The organism is Nocardioides lijunqiniae (genome assembly GCF_015024225.1).
Taxonomy (GTDB): domain Bacteria; phylum Actinomycetota; class Actinomycetes; order Propionibacteriales; family Nocardioidaceae; genus Nocardioides; species Nocardioides lijunqiniae.
In genome coordinates this window covers 78,809-93,945 of record NZ_JACJGM010000019.1, presented here as the reverse complement: position 1 = coordinate 93,945, position 15,137 = coordinate 78,809, and the positions used below count along the sequence as shown (strand labels likewise).

The 15,137-nt window shown below is 74.8% G+C and carries 12 protein-coding genes; 4 read left to right on the top strand and 8 right to left on the bottom strand.

What is annotated here, in order from left to right; genetic code table 11:
* Positions 1–20 precede the first annotated feature (20 nt).
* On the bottom strand, positions 21–2,477 hold the full coding sequence (locus tag IRQ30_RS13080; protein WP_193613272.1) for an ABC transporter permease: 2,457 nt from the start codon (positions 2,475–2,477) through the stop codon (positions 21–23).
* Between the two features lies 1 nt (position 2,478).
* On the bottom strand, positions 2,479–3,249 hold the full coding sequence (locus IRQ30_RS13075; RefSeq protein ID WP_193608013.1) for an ABC transporter ATP-binding protein: 771 nt from the start codon (positions 3,247–3,249) through the stop codon (positions 2,479–2,481).
* 141 nt (positions 3,250–3,390) lie between these two features.
* Here IRQ30_RS13075 and IRQ30_RS13070 point away from each other — a divergent pair, with 141 nt between their 5' ends.
* The gene (locus IRQ30_RS13070; protein WP_338089692.1) at positions 3,391–4,653 is read left to right on the top strand and encodes a sensor histidine kinase; all 1,263 of its coding nucleotides are present in this window, start codon (positions 3,391–3,393) and stop codon (positions 4,651–4,653) included.
* Entirely contained in the window at positions 4,641–5,294 is a 654-nt protein-coding gene (locus tag IRQ30_RS13065) for a response regulator transcription factor (RefSeq protein ID WP_193613270.1), read from the top strand. Before IRQ30_RS13070 ends, IRQ30_RS13065 begins: the two co-directional genes overlap by 13 nt.
* A gap of 10 nt (positions 5,295–5,304) precedes the next feature.
* On the opposite strand, the gene IRQ30_RS13060 is transcribed toward IRQ30_RS13065, so the two are convergent.
* Positions 5,305–6,816: a SulP family inorganic anion transporter gene (locus tag IRQ30_RS13060; RefSeq protein WP_193613268.1), complete on the bottom strand. Its 1,512-nt coding sequence runs from the start codon at positions 6,814–6,816 to the stop codon at positions 5,305–5,307.
* Positions 6,817–6,996: 180 nt separating this feature from the next.
* On the opposite strand from IRQ30_RS13060, the gene IRQ30_RS13055 reads away from it, so the two are divergent.
* Positions 6,997–7,440, top strand: coding sequence for a MerR family transcriptional regulator (locus IRQ30_RS13055; RefSeq protein ID WP_338089691.1), 444 nt, complete (start codon positions 6,997–6,999; stop codon positions 7,438–7,440).
* A gap of 257 nt (positions 7,441–7,697) precedes the next feature.
* Positions 7,698–8,789: an ABC transporter ATP-binding protein gene (locus IRQ30_RS13050; protein WP_193613266.1), complete on the top strand. Its 1,092-nt coding sequence runs from the start codon at positions 7,698–7,700 to the stop codon at positions 8,787–8,789.
* A 28-nt stretch (positions 8,790–8,817) separates the two neighbouring features.
* On the opposite strand, the gene IRQ30_RS13045 is transcribed toward IRQ30_RS13050, so the two are convergent.
* The 5 genes from IRQ30_RS13045 to IRQ30_RS24205 are packed head-to-tail and all read right to left on the bottom strand — an operon-like array spanning position 8,818 to position 15,110.
* Positions 8,818–9,933 carry a glycerate kinase gene (locus IRQ30_RS13045; protein ID WP_193613264.1) on the bottom strand — a complete coding sequence of 372 codons (1,116 nt, stop codon included), beginning with the start codon at positions 9,931–9,933 and terminating at the stop codon, positions 8,818–8,820.
* Positions 9,930–11,630 (bottom strand): alpha-amylase family glycosyl hydrolase, encoded by a 1,701-nt coding sequence (locus IRQ30_RS13040; protein ID WP_338089690.1) that lies wholly within the window; start codon positions 11,628–11,630, stop codon positions 9,930–9,932. The genes IRQ30_RS13045 and IRQ30_RS13040 overlap by 4 nt, the downstream gene beginning before the upstream one ends.
* Positions 11,627–12,985 carry an alpha-galactosidase gene (locus tag IRQ30_RS13035; RefSeq protein ID WP_193613262.1) on the bottom strand — a complete coding sequence of 453 codons (1,359 nt, stop codon included), beginning with the start codon at positions 12,983–12,985 and terminating at the stop codon, positions 11,627–11,629. The genes IRQ30_RS13040 and IRQ30_RS13035 overlap by 4 nt, the downstream gene beginning before the upstream one ends.
* A complete protein-coding gene (locus tag IRQ30_RS24210; RefSeq protein ID WP_193613261.1) occupies positions 12,982–14,061 on the bottom strand; it encodes a Gfo/Idh/MocA family oxidoreductase in 1,080 nt (359 codons plus the stop codon). The genes IRQ30_RS13035 and IRQ30_RS24210 overlap by 4 nt, the downstream gene beginning before the upstream one ends.
* Complete coding sequence (locus IRQ30_RS24205) at positions 14,058–15,110, bottom strand: zinc-binding dehydrogenase (RefSeq protein WP_193613260.1); 1,053 nt, start codon at positions 15,108–15,110, stop codon at positions 14,058–14,060. Before IRQ30_RS24205 ends, IRQ30_RS24210 begins: the two co-directional genes overlap by 4 nt.
* Between the last annotated feature and the right edge of the window lie 27 nt (positions 15,111–15,137).

The following is a 15,137-nucleotide window of genomic DNA, read 5'->3' as shown; positions in this document are numbered from 1 at the left end:
CGGGTCGATCGGTCGGCCGCTCAGAGGGCAGGCTGCTGCCGGGTCAGCGACCGGGTCGGCAGCGCGACGGCGGCCACGCCGAGCACCATCACGCCGGCCGCGATGGAGAGCAGCTCGAGCGGCACGATCGAGGGCAGCGGCTGCCCCGACACCCCGACCGCGATGCCGACCAGCGGCGGCACGGCGACCAGCACGCCCAGGGCGACCGCGATCGCGCCCGTGGCCAGCGACTCGATCAGCGTCATCGCCCGCACCTGGCGGTCCTGCGCCCCCACCAGCCGCAGCAGGGTGAGCTCCCGGCGCCGGCCCAAGGTGGCCATGACCAGGCTGTTGACCACCGAGAGGGCGACGTAGCCGAGGATCACGCTGAGCGCGATCCGGTTGACCCAGGCCTGCGAGTCGCGCTCGGCGGAGCCCTCCTCGGCCAGCGACTCGGCGCTGCTCGGGGCCAGCCCCAGCTCGCCCACGGCGGCCTCCACCTGTGCCTGCTGCCCGTCGGCGACGTTGACCAGCAGGTAGTCGTCGAGGCCCGCGGTGGTGTGCTCGCGCAGGGTCTCGCCGTCCATCGTGACGTCGCCGAAGCCCAGCCCCCGCTCGTACGTCGCCACGACGGTCGCGTCCGCGGCGGCGCCGTCACCCAGGCGCAGCGAGACGGTCTCGCCGACGTCGGCCCCGACGAAGCCGGCGGCCTCCGCGCTCAGCGCGACCGTGCCGGGCCGGCCCAGGTCGGCGACCGAGCCGTCGGTCACGTCCAGGTCCTGGGTGGCGTCCTGCGACTGCGGGTCGACGCCCTGGGCCGCGAACGCCTCCGTGGTCGGGTCGCCGAGCAGGGTCCCGGTCAGGAGCACCTGGCTGCGCACGACCCGGTTGACGTCGTCGACGCCGTCGAGCGCGGCGACCTGCTGCGCGGCGTCGCCCGAGATGCCGGCCGGCGCCGCCACCACGTAGTCGGCCACGAGTCCCTCGCGCGACTGGGCGGAGGCCTCCGCCTCCACGGTGGTCGGCAGGAACAGCTGCACGCACGCGAACGACATCGCCAGCGCCAGCGGCACGACGGCCGAGGCGGAGCGGCGGGTGTAGCCGCGCAGGTTGGCGGTCGCCAGGGTGAGGCTGGGAGAGCTGCTGCGCCGGGTGACGCGGTGCGCCAGCCCGACGACGCGCTGCACGATCTGCGGCCCGAGCAGTCCCACCCCGAAGAGCAGCAGCAGCGCGGCGCTGGCCGCGGCCGCGAGGCCGGCGACGCCGGACACGACGTACGGCACGCCGGCGCAGGCCAGCCCGAGCCCGATCAGGACGAGGCCGCTCACGGTGCGCAGCCGCGAGAGCTCGGGGCTCTCGACGTCGGCCTCGGCGAGCGCCTCGACCGGGGAGATGCGCGACGTGCGTCGCCCGGCGAGGGCCGCTGCGCCGACGGCGCTCACGAGGCAGAGCACGACGGCGCCGAGCGCCGGGATCGGGCTGTAGGCGAGGGCGAAGTCGGCGGGCATGACGCCCGCCCGGGAGAACTGGTCACCCAGCACGCGCGCCATCCAGAGACCGGGGCCGACGCCGAGCAGCGCGGCCACGCCGGCGACGACCAGCACCTCGCGCCGGATCAGCCCCTGCACCTGGCCGGGCAGCGCGCCGACCGCGCGCAGGAGGGCGAACTCCCGGCGCCGCTGGCCCACGGCGATGGACAGCGTCCCCGCCACGACGAAGACCGCGATGGCCAGGGCCACGCCGATGAAGGAGCTGCTGAGCACCATCAGCTGCTCGCGCGAGGAGAACGACGCCAGCGACTCCAGGTCGCCGCGACGGCTGCCGGTGTAGGCCTCCACGCCGTCCACGTCACGCTCCACGGTCGCCGCGAGCTCGTCGGCGTCGGTGCCCGAGGCCGCGATCACGCCCACGGCCGCGACGCGTCCCGGGTGGGGCCACAGCTCCTCGGCCCGCTCGTCGCTGAGCAGCACGGTCGCGTCGTCGCCGCGGACGGTGCCGCTGACGGCGTACGTCGTCGGGGTCGCGCCGTGGGTGAGCACGAGCTCGTCGCCCGGCTCGAGACCGAGGCCGGTGCCGACCACGACGTCCAGGTCGCCCTGCGGCTCCTCCCCGTCCACCAGCTCCTGCGAGCCGAGGGCCGCGGAGCCCCAGCCGTGCGCGTCGACCCTCCGGTCGTCGGCGGTGCCGAGGGGCACGCTGACGTCCGCGACGGCCCGCTCCACGCCCGGGAGGGCGGCGATCTCCTCGACGGCCTCCTGCGGCAGCGTCACCCGCTCGGCGAACGGGACGGCGAGGTCCTCCTCGACCGGCAGCGACTGGCGCCCACCGACCATGACGTCGGCGGAGGCGTAGCGCTCGGGCGGCACGCCGCCGCGCAGCCCGGACTCCATCAGCACCCCGAGCCCGGTCATCAGCGTCGAGGCGAGCAGCACCGCGACGAACACGCCCACGAACCCGCCCCGGTGGCGGCGGATCCCGGCGTAGGCGAGGCCCCACATGTCAGCGCCCCGCCATCATCGTCGTCATGTGCTCGGCCACGCGGCGGGCGTCGGGCGCGTCCATCGCGCCCACCAGCTCGCCGTCGGCGAGGAACAGCACCCGGTCGGCGTAGCCCGCGGCGACGGCGTCGTGGGTGACCATAACGACCGTCTGGTCGAGGTCCTTGGCCGTCTGCCGCAGCAGCTCGAGCACCTGGTGACCGGTGACGGAGTCGAGGGCGCCGGTCGGCTCGTCGGCGAAGACCGCCGCCGGCCGCGTGACGAGGGCGCGGGCGATCGCCGCGCGCTGCTGCTGGCCGCCCGACAGCTCCGAGGGCATCCGTCCGGTCAGATCGGCCAGGCCGACCGCGTCGAGGATGTGCGCCAGCCAGGCACGGTCGACGGCGTCACCGCTGAGGAGCAGCGGCAGCGTGACGTTCTGCTCGACCGAGAGGTGCGGCAGCAGGTTGTAGGCCTGGAAGACGAAGCCGACGTGGTCGCGGCGGAAGGTCGTCAGTGCCTTGGTGCGCAGCTGGGAGATGTCGGTGCCGCCGACGACGACGGTGCCGCTGTCGGGGCGGTCCAGCCCCGCGGCCGCCTGGAGCAGCGTGCTCTTGCCGGAGCCGGAGGGGCCCATGACGGCCGTGAACGACCGGGTGGGGATCTCGACGGAGACGTCGCGCAGGGCGGTGACCGGGCGGGGCCCGCTGCCGTAGGTCTTGGTGACGTGGCGCAGCGAGAGCGCGACCGCCGTGGTGGTCGTGGGGGGTGTGGTGAGGTCCTGGGTCGGCATGGTCCGTCCTTCGTCGTCCTGCATCGGGATGTGCCTTCGACGCTAGGTTCGGCAGGCCCCGCTCGCGACGGTGGTGACTACCGTCTTGATGGTGTAGCCAGCTCTACCGACAACGGGACGCGCGACCGCGAGAATGGACCGGTGACCGTGACGACGCCCCCCGCCCTGAGGCGCCGCGGTCGCGACCTGCGCTACCTCGCGGTCGAGGCCGCCTCCTGGCCGGCCTCGATGGCGCTGCTGGTCGCGAGCGTCCTGGTGCTGCCGCTGGCGGTGCTGGCCGGCGGGCGCACGGGCGGCTCGCCCACCCTCGACCTGGTCCACCGCCTCGCGCTGCGCGCGCACGACGCCGCGGGCCGCCTCGCCGCCGACCGTCGTACGACGGAGCTGCCGAAGGAGGCCGCGGCCAGCCTGGGAGCGCCGCAGACCCGGCGCAACCTGGGGTGGCTGGTCCTGCACGCCACCGTCGTCTTCGGGCTGTCGCTGCTGCTCGTGGCGCTGAGCGTCGCCCCGGTGCTCTACTCCCTCGTGGCCCCCTGGTGGTGGCTGTTCCCCGACGACGCGCCGATGTCGCTGGCCTTCGAGATCACCAGCTGGAGGCGCGCGGGCGCGACCGTGGCGCTGGGCCTCCTCTACGGCGCCCTGGCGTGGGTGCTGGTCCCGTGGACCTCGCGCCGGATCGCTTGGGGCACCCTCGGGATCCTCGAGCCGCCGCGCTCGGAGGTGCTCGCGCAGCGGGTCGACGCGCTCTCGGTGAGCCGGGCCGCCGCGCTGGACGCGCACGCCGCCGAGCTGCGGCGGATCGAGCGCGAGCTCCACGACGGCGCCCAGAACCGCCTGGTGTCGGTCGTGATGATGCTCGGCATGGCCCGACGGGCCCTGGAGAGCGGAGCGACCAACGCCCTGCCGCTCCTCGAGCGGGCCCAGGACGCGGCCGGCGACGCCCTGTCGGGGCTGCGCACGGCCGTGCACGACATCTACCCGCCGGTGCTCGACGAGCTGGGCCTGGGCGACGCGGCCTCGTCGCTCACGAGCCGGTCCACGATCCCGTGCACGCTCGACGTCCGCGGGCTGCGTCGCGCGCCGGCGGCGGTGGAGTCGGCGGCGTACTTCGTGCTCGCGGAAGCGCTCACCAACGCGATGAAGCACTCCGGCGCCTCGCGGATCGACGTGTCGCTGCGCACGGAGCAGAGCGTCATCGAGCAGGGCGTCACGGAGGGCGCCGCCGAGCAGGTCCTGGTCGTGGAGGTGCGCGACGACGGCCACGGCGGCGCCGTCGACCATGGCACCGGCAGCGGCCTGGCCGGCATCCGCCGCCGCGCCGCCGCCTTCGAGGGCGACCTGCAGCTGATCAGCCCGGCCGGAGGGCCGACGATGGTGAGGGTGGAGCTTCCATGCGGATTCTGATCGCCGAGGACGACGCGCTGCTGCGCGCCGGCCTGACCCTGCTCGCGGAGAGCGAGGGGTTCACGGTCGTGGAGGCCGTCGACAACGCCGACGACCTGCTCACGGCCTACGACGCGCACCGCGAGGAGGGCGTCGACGGCGCCGTGCTCGACGTGCGGATGCCGCCGACGTTCACCAACGAGGGTCTGCGCGCGGCCCTCGAGCTGCGCGAGCGGCAGCCCGGCTTCCCGGTGCTCGTGCTCTCCGCGCACGTGGAGGACCAGTACGCCGGCCGGCTGCTCTCCGGCGGGTCCGGCGGCGTCGGCTACCTGCTCAAGGATCGCGTCGGCGACGTCGGGCAGTTCGTCGACGCGCTGCGCCGGGTCCTCGACGGCGGCACCGCGATGGACCCCGAGGTCATCGCGCAGCTGCTCAGCCGCCGGTCGGGCAACGACCCGATCCGCTCGCTCACGCCGCGCGAGCGGGAGGTGCTCTCGCTGGTCGCCGAGGGCAGGTCGAACGCCGACATCTCCCGCGAGCTGGTGCTCTCCGACACCGGCGTCAGCAAGCACATCGGCAACATCTTCTCCAAGCTCGGGCTCTCGACCTCCGACAGCGGGCACCGCCGGGTGCTGGCGACGCTGACCTACCTGCGGTCCTAGCGCCGGCCGCTCAGTGCGTGGCGAGCCGTCCGGTGAGCCGGCCGTGACGCTCGGCGCTCGCCTCGTCGAGGCCGACGATCTCCACGGTGGTGCCCTTGCGCGCGTACTTCGCGGTGATGGCGTCCAGCGAGGCGACGGTGGAGGCGTCCCAGACGTGCGAGGCCGACAGGTCGACGACCACCCTCGCCGGGTCGCCGGCGTAGTCGAACCGGGTGTAGAGCTCGTTGCTCGAGGCGAAGAACAGCTCGCCCGTGACCGTGTAGACCGCGGTGGTGCTGCCGTCCGGCTCCTCGACGAGCTCGCGGCGGGTCTCGGTGACGTGGGCGACGCGCCGCGCGAAGAGGGTCATCGCGACCAGCACCCCCGCGCCGACGCCGAGCGCGAGGTTGTGGCTCAGCACCGTGACGACGACCGTCGCGAGCATCACCGCGGTCTCGGAGCGCGGCATCCGCCGCAGCGTGCCGGGGTGCACGGAGTGCCAGTCGAAGGTGCCGACCGAGACCATGACCATCACCGCGACGAGCGCGCCCATCGGGATGAGCGCCACGACGTCGCCGAACCCGACCACCAGGATCAGCAGGAAGACGCCCGCGAGGAACGTGGAGATCCGCGTGCGCGCACCCGAGACCTTCACGTTGATCATCGTCTGGCCGATCATGGCGCAGCCGCCCATGCCGCCGAAGAGGCCGGTGACGACGTTGGCGGCACCCTGGCCCCACGCCTCGCGGGTCTTGGCCGACGGGGTGTCGGTGATGTCGTCGACCAGCTTGGCCGTCAGCAGCGACTCCAGGAGCCCGACGAGCGCCATGGCCAGCGCGTACGGCGCGATGACCTGGAGCGTGTCGAGGGTGAGCGGCACGTCGGGGAGGAACAGCGTGGGCAGGCTGTCGGGCAGCTCCCCCTCGTCGCCGACGTCCGGCACGGTGAGCCCGCCCACGACCGTGAACGCCGTCAGGGCGACGATGGCGACCAGCGGCGCCGGGACGACGTTCGAGACCCGCGGCAGCCCCACCAGCACGGCGATGCCGACGGCGACCATCGGGTAGACCAGCCACGGCACGTCGACCAGGTGCTCGATCTGGGCCTGGAAGATCAGGATCGCGAGGGCGTTGACGAACCCGACCATCACCGAGCGCGGGATGAACCGCATCAGCCGCGCCACCCCGGCCAGCGCCAGCACGACCTGGATGGCGCCGCCCAGCAGGACGGTGGCGATCAGGTAGTCGTAGCCGTGGTCGCGCATGACCGGCGCGATGACGAGCGCGACCGCGCCGGTCGCGGCCGAGATCATCGCGGGGCGTCCGCCGAGGAACGAGATGGCGACCGCCATCGTGAACGACGCGAACAGCCCCACGCGCGGGTCGACCCCGGCGATGATCGAGAACGAGATGGCCTCGGGGATCAGCGCGAGCGCGACGACCAGCCCGGCCAGGACCTCCGTGCGCAGCAGCCGCGGTGAGCGCAGGGCGTCGCGCACCGTCGGCGTCTCCGGCAGGGGATGGCGGGAGGTGGCGGCGGGCATGGTCGTGCTCCGTTCGGGATGGGGCGGGTCGGGGCGCGGTGGGCGCGGCCGCTGGGACGAGGGCCGCCCGCGGGACGAGGGCGGACGCGGGCATCGAGCCGGGAGGCCGCCGGCGTCGTTCCCAACCCTACCCTCACGTAAGGGTAGGGTTGAGCCGTCCCGACCGTGAGGCTGACCACCGTGACCGATACCGACGCCCCGCGCGAGCGCTCCTCCGCGATGCACATCGGCGAGGTGGCCGCCCGCACGTCGCTGTCGCTGCGCAGCCTGCGCCACTGGGACGAGGTCGGGCTGCTGCACCCGTCGGGCCGCAGCGACGGCGGCTTCCGCCTCTACCAGGAGTCGGACGTCGAGAGGATCCTCGTGATCCGGCGGATGAAGCCGCTCGGCTTCACCCTCGAGCAGATGAAGGCCGTCCTCGACGACACCGAGACCCTGCGCGACGCGGCGGCCGACGCCGAGGCACGACGTACGGCGCGCGCCCGTGTGGACGCCATCCGCACCGAGGCCGTCGAGCGCCGCGCCGCCCTCGCCCGCCAGCTCGACATGGCCGACGAGTTCCTCGAGCTGATCACCCGCGAGGCCGCGTCCGACCGCGGCGCCGGCGACGGCGCCGCCCTCTGAGTCGCTGCGGCGCCCCAGCCGAGTAGCACCGGCAAGGTTCTGGGCCTTTCCCCTCGCCTCTGGGCCGCAATTTCGGCCCAGAACCTCAGGTTTTTCAGCATCTGCTGAAAACCCTGCTCCGCACGCGAGCCGCTCACCCGTGACCCTGGCCACCCCGCGCCGCGCCGACTACAGTCCGCTGTGACCGGGATCACCCGGTCGACCCTCTCACTACGGATCGTCCGGCACGTGCCTGCCGGTGAAGGGATGGCCTCGTCATGGCTTCTGTCAGCTTCGAGAACGCTCAGCGCATCTACCCGGGGTCGGACACGCCGGCCGTGGACGACCTCAACCTCGAGATCGAGGACGGGGAGTTCATGGTCCTCGTCGGCCCCTCGGGATGCGGCAAGTCCACCTCCCTCCGCATGCTCGCGGGACTCGAGGAGGTGACGGACGGGACGATCAGGATCGGCGATCGCGACATCACCCACGTCCCGCCCAAGGACCGTGACATCGCGATGGTGTTCCAGAACTACGCGCTCTACCCCCACATGACCGTCGCCGAGAACATGGGCTTCGCGCTCAAGATGGCCGGGGTCAGCAAGGCCGAGCGCAGCACCCGCGTCCAGGAGGCGGCCAAGCTGCTCGACCTGGAGGACTACCTCGGCCGCAAGCCCAAGGCGCTCTCCGGCGGCCAGCGCCAGCGCGTCGCCATGGGCCGCGCGATCGTGCGCCAGCCGCAGGTGTTCTGCATGGACGAGCCGCTGTCGAACCTCGACGCCAAGCTCCGCGTCTCCACCCGCACCCAGATCGCCGCGCTCCAGCAGCGCCTGGGCATCACCACCGTCTACGTCACCCACGACCAGGTCGAGGCGATGACGATGGGCGACCGGGTGGCCGTGCTCAAGGACGGCATCCTCCAGCAGGTCGACACCCCGCTCGCTCTCTACGACCGGCCCGCCAACCTGTTCGTGGCCGGCTTCATCGGCTCGCCGGCGATGAACCTGCTCTCGGGCAAGGTCGGCGCCGACGGCCGCGTCGAGGTCGACGGGCACGAGCTGCTGGTCGACCGCGAGGCGCTCTCGCGCGCCGACGGCGAGGTCACGCTGGGCGTCCGGCCCGAGTCGTGGCGCCTGGCCGAGGAGGGCGAGGCGGGCTACCCGATCAAGGTGGCGGTGATCGAGGAGCTCGGCGCCGACGCCTACCTCTACGGCACGCCGGCCGCCGAGGGCTCCGACCCGCTGCACCAGATGGTCGTGCGCGTCGAGGCGCGTCGCGACCTCGTCAAGGGCGCGACGGTGCACCTCGCGACGACGCCCGACAAGGTGCACGTGTTCGACACCGCCAGCGGGGCGCGACTCAGCGCCTGACCGGCCCGAGCACCACGACGCTGCCGGGCTACCGGGCCCCTCGGGGGGCTCGGTGCCCGAGCAGCGCCACCACCTCGTGCGCCGTCGCCCGCAGCTCGGCGGCGGCGGTCGCGGGGTCCAGCGCGGCCGCGAGGCTGCGCGGCTCGCCGTGGATCGCGAAGACCGCGTCGAACGGCGCGGGCGCCGGGCGGTCCACGCGCCCGGCCAGCCCGACCACGAGCGCGCCCGCGTCGTGACCCAGCCGGGCGACGCCGGCGGGCCCCTTGCCCATCGCCGTCTGGTGGTCGAGGGAGCCCTCGCCGGTGACGACCAGGTCGGCGCCGACGACCGCCTCGGCCAGCCCGCTGCGGCGCGCGACCTCCTCGAAGCCACCGACGAGCCGGGCACCGCAGGCCAGCAGCGCGGCGCCGAGCCCTCCGGCGGCGCCGGCGCCCGGGAGCGCCGAGACCGGGCGGGCCGCGTCCAGGGCCGCCGCCCAGCGGAGCATCTGCGCCTCGAGGTGCTCGACCTGCTCCGCGGTGGCGCCCTTCTGCGGTCCGAACACCCGGGCGGCCCCGACCTCGCCGGTCAGCGGGTTGGTCACGTCGGAGAGCACGACGACGCGCGCCATGTCGGGCAGGGTCGCGGCGTCCAGCGAGGCGAACGACCACAGCGGGTTGCCCTCCTCCCCGCCGCGGACGTCGGCGCCCAGCGCGCGCAGCATCCCGGTGCCGCCGTCGGTGGTGGCGCTGCCACCGAGCCCGACCAGCACCGGCCCGCTGCCGGCCGCCAGCGCCTGGCGGAGCTGGAGCCCGAGTCCGGTCGAGGAGGCCCGCGGGGGCACGGAGTCGTCGACGACCGTCAGCCGCTCGAGGCCGATGGTCCGTGCCGCCTCCACCACCGCGGTGCCGTCGGGCAGGGCGACGTACGCAGCACGCAGCGGGCGTCCCAGCGCGTCGACCGCGTCGGTCCCGACCGCCCGGCCGCCGGCGCCCCGGGTGAGCGCCTCGACCGTGCCCTCGCCGCCGTCGGCGAGCGGCAGCACGAGCACCTCGGCATCGGGCGCGGCGTCCAGGACGCCGAGCCGCACCGCCTCGCCGGCCGAGTCGCTGGCCAGGGAGCCCTTGAAGGAGTCCATCGCGACGACGACGCGCAGCCGGCTCACGCCTCCTGCCTGACCCAGGCGTAGCCCCAGGGCCGCAGCACCAGCGGGTCGACGCGCTCCCCGGTGAGGACGTCGAGCCCGCGCACCGGCAGGGTCAGCTCCTCGCCGGACACGTTGGTGACGCACAGGAGCTCGTCGTCGGTGCCCTCGCCGCGGCGCACCGCGAAGACCCGGTCGTCGAGCAGCTCGACCCGCTGGGTGCCGAACGGCGAGAACGCCTCGTGCCGCCGTCGTACGTCGAGCAGGTGGCGCATGCCTTCGAAGACGGCCCGGCGACGCGGGTCGTCGACCAGCTCGGCGGCGAGCCGGTCCGCGTCGAGCACCGCGCGGTTGATGCGACGGTTGATGCGGCTCTCGACCATCCCCTCGAGGTCGGGCGGCGACCCCACGAGCGAGTGGTGGTAGACCGCCGGGACCCCGAGGAACACGAACAGGATGCTATGCGCGGCCAGCGCCTTGGCGGCGAGCACCGCGGGGTCGTGCGCCTCCTCGACGGTGCAGAGCGCGTCGAGGTAGCTGAGGTTGAGCTCGTAGACCGACCGGCTGCCGTCGGGCCGGCCCGCCCAGGAGATCTCGCCGCCGTGCGAGCGGGTGCGCTCGACCAGCGCCTCGCGCTCGGCGTCGTCGAGGATCCCCTCGGTGGCGCGCATGCCGATGCCGTCGTGGCTGGCCAGGAAGTTGAACCAGGTGGCGGTGTCGCTGACCGGCCCGACGCCGTCGGCCCAGGCGCTCAGCCGCGCGGTGGACCCGGCGACGAAGGAGTGCAGCACCAGCGGGGGCAGCGCGAACTGGTAGACGAGGTGGGCCTCGTCGTGGCCCTCACCGAAGTAGGAGATGTTCTCGGCGTGCGGCACGTTGGTCTCGGTCAGCAGCCGGGCGCCGGGCGCGACGTGCTCGACGAGCGCCCGCCACACCTTGATCGCCGCGTGCGTCTGCGGCAGGTGCAGGCAGGTGGTGCCGGACTCCTTCCACAGGAAGCCGATCGCGTCGAGCCGCACGGCCGACGCGCCCCGGTCGAGGTAGCCGAGCAGCACGTCGGTCAGCTCCTCGAAGGTGCCGGGCCGGCGCACGTCGACGTCGACCTGGTCGTCGCCGAACGTCGTCCACGCCCAGCGCTTCGTGCCGTCGGGGCGCAGGTAGGGGTGGAAGAGCGGCGTCGTGCGCGGGCGCACGACGTGGGAGGCGTCGAAGTCCGGGTCGCGCTCGACGTAGAAGCCGTCGTACGCCGGGTCGCCGGCCAGCCAGCCGAGGAACCACGGGCTGTGCGCGGAGGTGTGGTTGGCGACGAAGTCGAACATCACCGCCCGGTCGGCGGCCAGCTCGGCGACGTCGTCCCAGGTGCCGAGCGCCGGGTTGACCGCCCGGTGGTCGACGACCGCGAAGCCGTCGTCGGAGGTCCACGGGAACATCGGCAGCAGGTGCAGGTCGCTGAGCACGTCGCCGACCTGCTCGCGCAGGAAGACCGCGAGCGTGTGCAGCGGCGCCTCGCCGCGCCGCCGGATGCCGTCGCCGTAGGTGATCAGGCAGGCGGTGCGGTGGGTCGGCGGGTCGACCGTCCGTCCGGCCAGCCGCGCGGCGTACCGCTCGGCCAGGGCGACCAGGCGCGCCGTGACCTCGGCGTGGTCGGCGGGGTAGAGCAGCGTGAGATGAGGAGCGATCCGGTCGGCGAGGGCGCGGGCACGCACCGGGCCGCTCACCGCTCCCCCTCGGTGCGCGCCAGGGCGGCGCCGGCGCGGAGCACGTCGGGCGCGAACGGCTCGGCGGTGCCGCCGCCGGCGAGCAGTCCCCGGACGGCGTCCAGGCCCCAGTCGTCGAGCTCGCCGACCCGGTCGGAGAACGACGGCAGCCCGCCGTAGGTGCGGGCGGCACCGGCCCACGTCTCGCGCTGGGAGTACGACGGCCGCGCGACGACGCAGTCGGGGTCGTTGACCCAGAGCCGCCCCTGCTGCCAGGCGCGCGCGGCCAGCGGCATCAGGCCCCGCAGGCCGGTCGAGCCGTCCTCGCCGCCCTCGTGGAAGGTGTCGGGCGAGACCCGCATGGCGTCGACCAGGCCGACGCTCGGCAGCAGCGGCGCCCCGCAGCCGACGAGCTGGACGTCCGGGCCGACGACCTCGCGCACGAGCTCGAGCCCGGAGCGGTAGGCGGCGACGCCGTCGACGCCGGAGTGGCGCGGCCCCGGCACGGCGCCGGCGTAGAGGAAGTCGAGCTTGAGGTAGTCCACGCCCATCGCGACCAGCCCCTGCAGCGCCTCGGCGAGCCGGTCGCGGACGCCGGGGTGCGTGAGGTCGAGGCCGCGCAGGGCCTGGCCCCAGTTGCGGCCGGCCTCCCCGACCAGCCAGTCGGGGTGCTCGCGGGCGATCGTGGTCTCGGCGCCGACGGCGAACGGCGCCAGCCAGATCCCGGCCCGGCGTCCCGACGAGCGGATCGCGTCGACGACCGCGGGCAGCGACCCGAAGCGGTCGGAGACGACCAGGCCCTCGCCGAGCCCGGGGCTCCACCCGTCGTCGACCTGGACCACGTCGACGGGCAGGTCGTGGACGTCGAGGTCGCGCACCGCCTCGAGCACGTCGTCGTCGGTGACCTCCTCGAAGAACCGGTACCACGAGCACCAGACGCGCGGCGGCGGCAACGTGCGCCGGACGACGCCGGCCGCGAGCGAGTCGCCGTACGCCGCCAGCGCGGCCTCGCCGCCGCCCGCGTGCTCGGTGGTCTGCACCGCGCCGGTGGCCCGGACCAGGAGCGTGTCGCCCTCGAGGTGGGCGCGCAGGGTCGGCACGGCCGTCGGGTCGCTCGAGCCGTAGCAGCGCGCCGGTGCGCCGGTGCCGGGGTCCACGACCAGGAGCCCCTCGCCCTGGACGCCGCGGCGGGCGACGGAGGTGCCGGGCCGGAAGCGCATCTGGTGCTCCCACTCCTCGGCCGGTGCGCGGCCGGTGGCGCCGACGGCGTACCAGGTCGCGGGGCTCCAGCTCTGCCAGCCCTCGGCGTAGACGCGACCGGCGGCGACGTCGACCCGCACCTCGTCGACGGGGCGTCCCTGCTCCGGCGCGCTCACCGCGACACCTCGACCGGGGCGCCGCCCTGCTCGGCCGAGGCGGCGGCCGCGAGGACGAGGCGCACCGACTCGGCGGCGTCCGCCGCGGAGTTCTCCGGCTCGCGGTCCTCGGCGACCGCGCACATCAGCTCGCCCATGGCGGCGGCGAAGCCGTCGACGAACCACGCCCCCGTGAGAGGTACGTCGGTCCGGTGCGCGCCGTCGTCGAGCTCGAGCCGGTCGGAGTCCAGGAGCACGCTGCCGCGCAGGGTGCCGCCGGTGCCGTGCACCCAGAAGGGACAGCCGGGCTCGGAGGAGACGACGCTGCCGGCGATCCGCACGCTCGCGGTCGCGCCGGAGGCGGTGGCGAGCGACACCGTCGCCGACCAGGGGTTGCGGGCCTCGGCGGGCTGGCCCGGGACCCGGGAGTCGACGGCCTGCACCGAGGCGACCGGTCCCGCACCGCCCTCGGCCAGCCAGGTGCGGGTGATGTCGACCCAGTGCAGGAGGTAGTCGGTGAGCAGCATGTGCGGCACGTCGTCGAAGGGCGTGCCGGCCAGCGGCGGCAGGGCCTTGTCGTGCAGGTGGGTGACGCCCACGACGTCGCCGATCGCGCCCGCGCGCACCAGCAGGGTGGCCGCGCGCCACGGCGGCGCCCAGCGCCCGTTGTGGTTGACGGCGATCCGGACCCCGGCCTCGTCGGCGCGGGCCAGCAGCGCCGGCAGCCGGTCGAGGTCGTCGGGCGAGAGGGTGAGCGGCTTCTGGGCGAGCACGTGCTTGCCGGCCTCGACGGCCGCCTCGAGCCGGTCCAGCCGGCCCTCCGGCCCGGTGGCGAGGTCGACGAACCGCACCTCGGGGTCGGCCAGCAGCTCCTCGGCGCTGCCGTAGACGCGGCCGACGAAGGGGAACCGCTCGCGGACCGACGCCGTGGTCTCCGCGGTACGGCTCCAGACGCCGGTCACGCCCACGCCGTGCTGCGCGTAGGCCGGCAGGTGCGCGGACTGCGCGATCGTGCCGGCACCGAGGATCGCGACCCCACCGCGGTCCTCCGGGAAGCGCGGACCGGTCGCGAGCCGTGCCGGGTCCGGGTCGCTCACCGCTCCTCCGGCGCGGCCGGGAAGCGGAGCACCGCCTGCAGGACGCCCGGGTCGCCCCGGTCGAGCCGCTCGAAGACCGAGGCGACGTCGGCGGCCGGGACCACGTCCGTGACGATCGACCGCACGTCGACGCGACCCCGGCGCACCTGCTCCATGAACGTGCGGACCAGGCGCGGCTGGTCCCACCGCGGCCCGAGCGCGAGCGGCGTACCGGAGATCTGGCTGGCGACGATCCGCACCCGGTTGTGGTGGAACTCCTCGCCGAGCCGCAGGTGGGCGGCGCCTCCCTGGTAGAAGCCGGACGCCACCACGGTGCCGTCGACGACCACGGACCGCACGGCCTCGTGCAGGGCCCGGTCGTTGCCGCTGAGCTCGATGGCCGAGTCGACGCCGCCGCCCGACCACTCCCGCACGTGCGCGCCGGGCCCGCCCGGGGCGTCGGGCGTCAGCGTGTGCGTGGCGCCCATGCGGCGCGCCACCTCGAGCCGGTCGGGCACCCCGTCGACGGCCACGACCTCGGCGCCGCTCAGCACCGCCAGCCGGGTGGCCAGCAGGCCGATGACGCCCTGGCCGTAGATCGCCACGCGGTCGCCGAGGCGGGCCTCCGCGGCGAGCACCGCGTTGAGGGCGATCGAGCCGACGCGGGCGAAGATCCCCGCGAGCGCGTCCTCGCCGGTCCACACCCGGTCGCGGACCGCGGCGGCGGCGACGACCGCCTCGCTGCGGTGGCCCCAGATGCCGTGCACGACGTCACCGACCGCCGGTGCCTCCACCCCGTCGGCCACCTCGACGACCTCGCCGACCTCGGAGTAGCCCCACCCCTCGACGGGGTAGCCGAACGTCGGCGCCCCCTCGACGAAGAGCCGCCGCTCGGCGTCCCAGGTGCCGGTGAGGTACGGGTTGGACCCGCGGTACGCCGTCAGCTCGGTGCCGGCGGAGACGCCGGAGTACCACGTGCGCACCCGCACCGTCCCCGGCGCCAGCGGCTGGGCGTCGGTGGGCGCCAGGGCCACCTCGAAGGGGGCGGTGAAGGACACGACCTCGGGCACGGACGGCTCCTGGGCTCGGGATGACGG

Excerpts from the sequence above, each read along its gene's own strand:
- IRQ30_RS13080 (WP_193613272.1), bottom strand. The coding sequence starts at position 2,477 with ATGTGGGGCCTCGCCTACGCCGGGATCCGCCGCCACCGGGGCGGGTTC.
- IRQ30_RS13075 (WP_193608013.1), bottom strand. The coding sequence starts at position 3,249 with ATGCCGACCCAGGACCTCACCACACCCCCCACGACCACCACGGCGGTC.
- IRQ30_RS13065 (WP_193613270.1), top strand. The coding sequence starts at position 4,641 with ATGCGGATTCTGATCGCCGAGGACGACGCGCTGCTGCGCGCCGGCCTG.
- IRQ30_RS13060 (WP_193613268.1), bottom strand. The coding sequence starts at position 6,816 with ATGCCCGCCGCCACCTCCCGCCATCCCCTGCCGGAGACGCCGACGGTG.
- IRQ30_RS13050 (WP_193613266.1), top strand. The coding sequence starts at position 7,698 with ATGGCTTCTGTCAGCTTCGAGAACGCTCAGCGCATCTACCCGGGGTCG.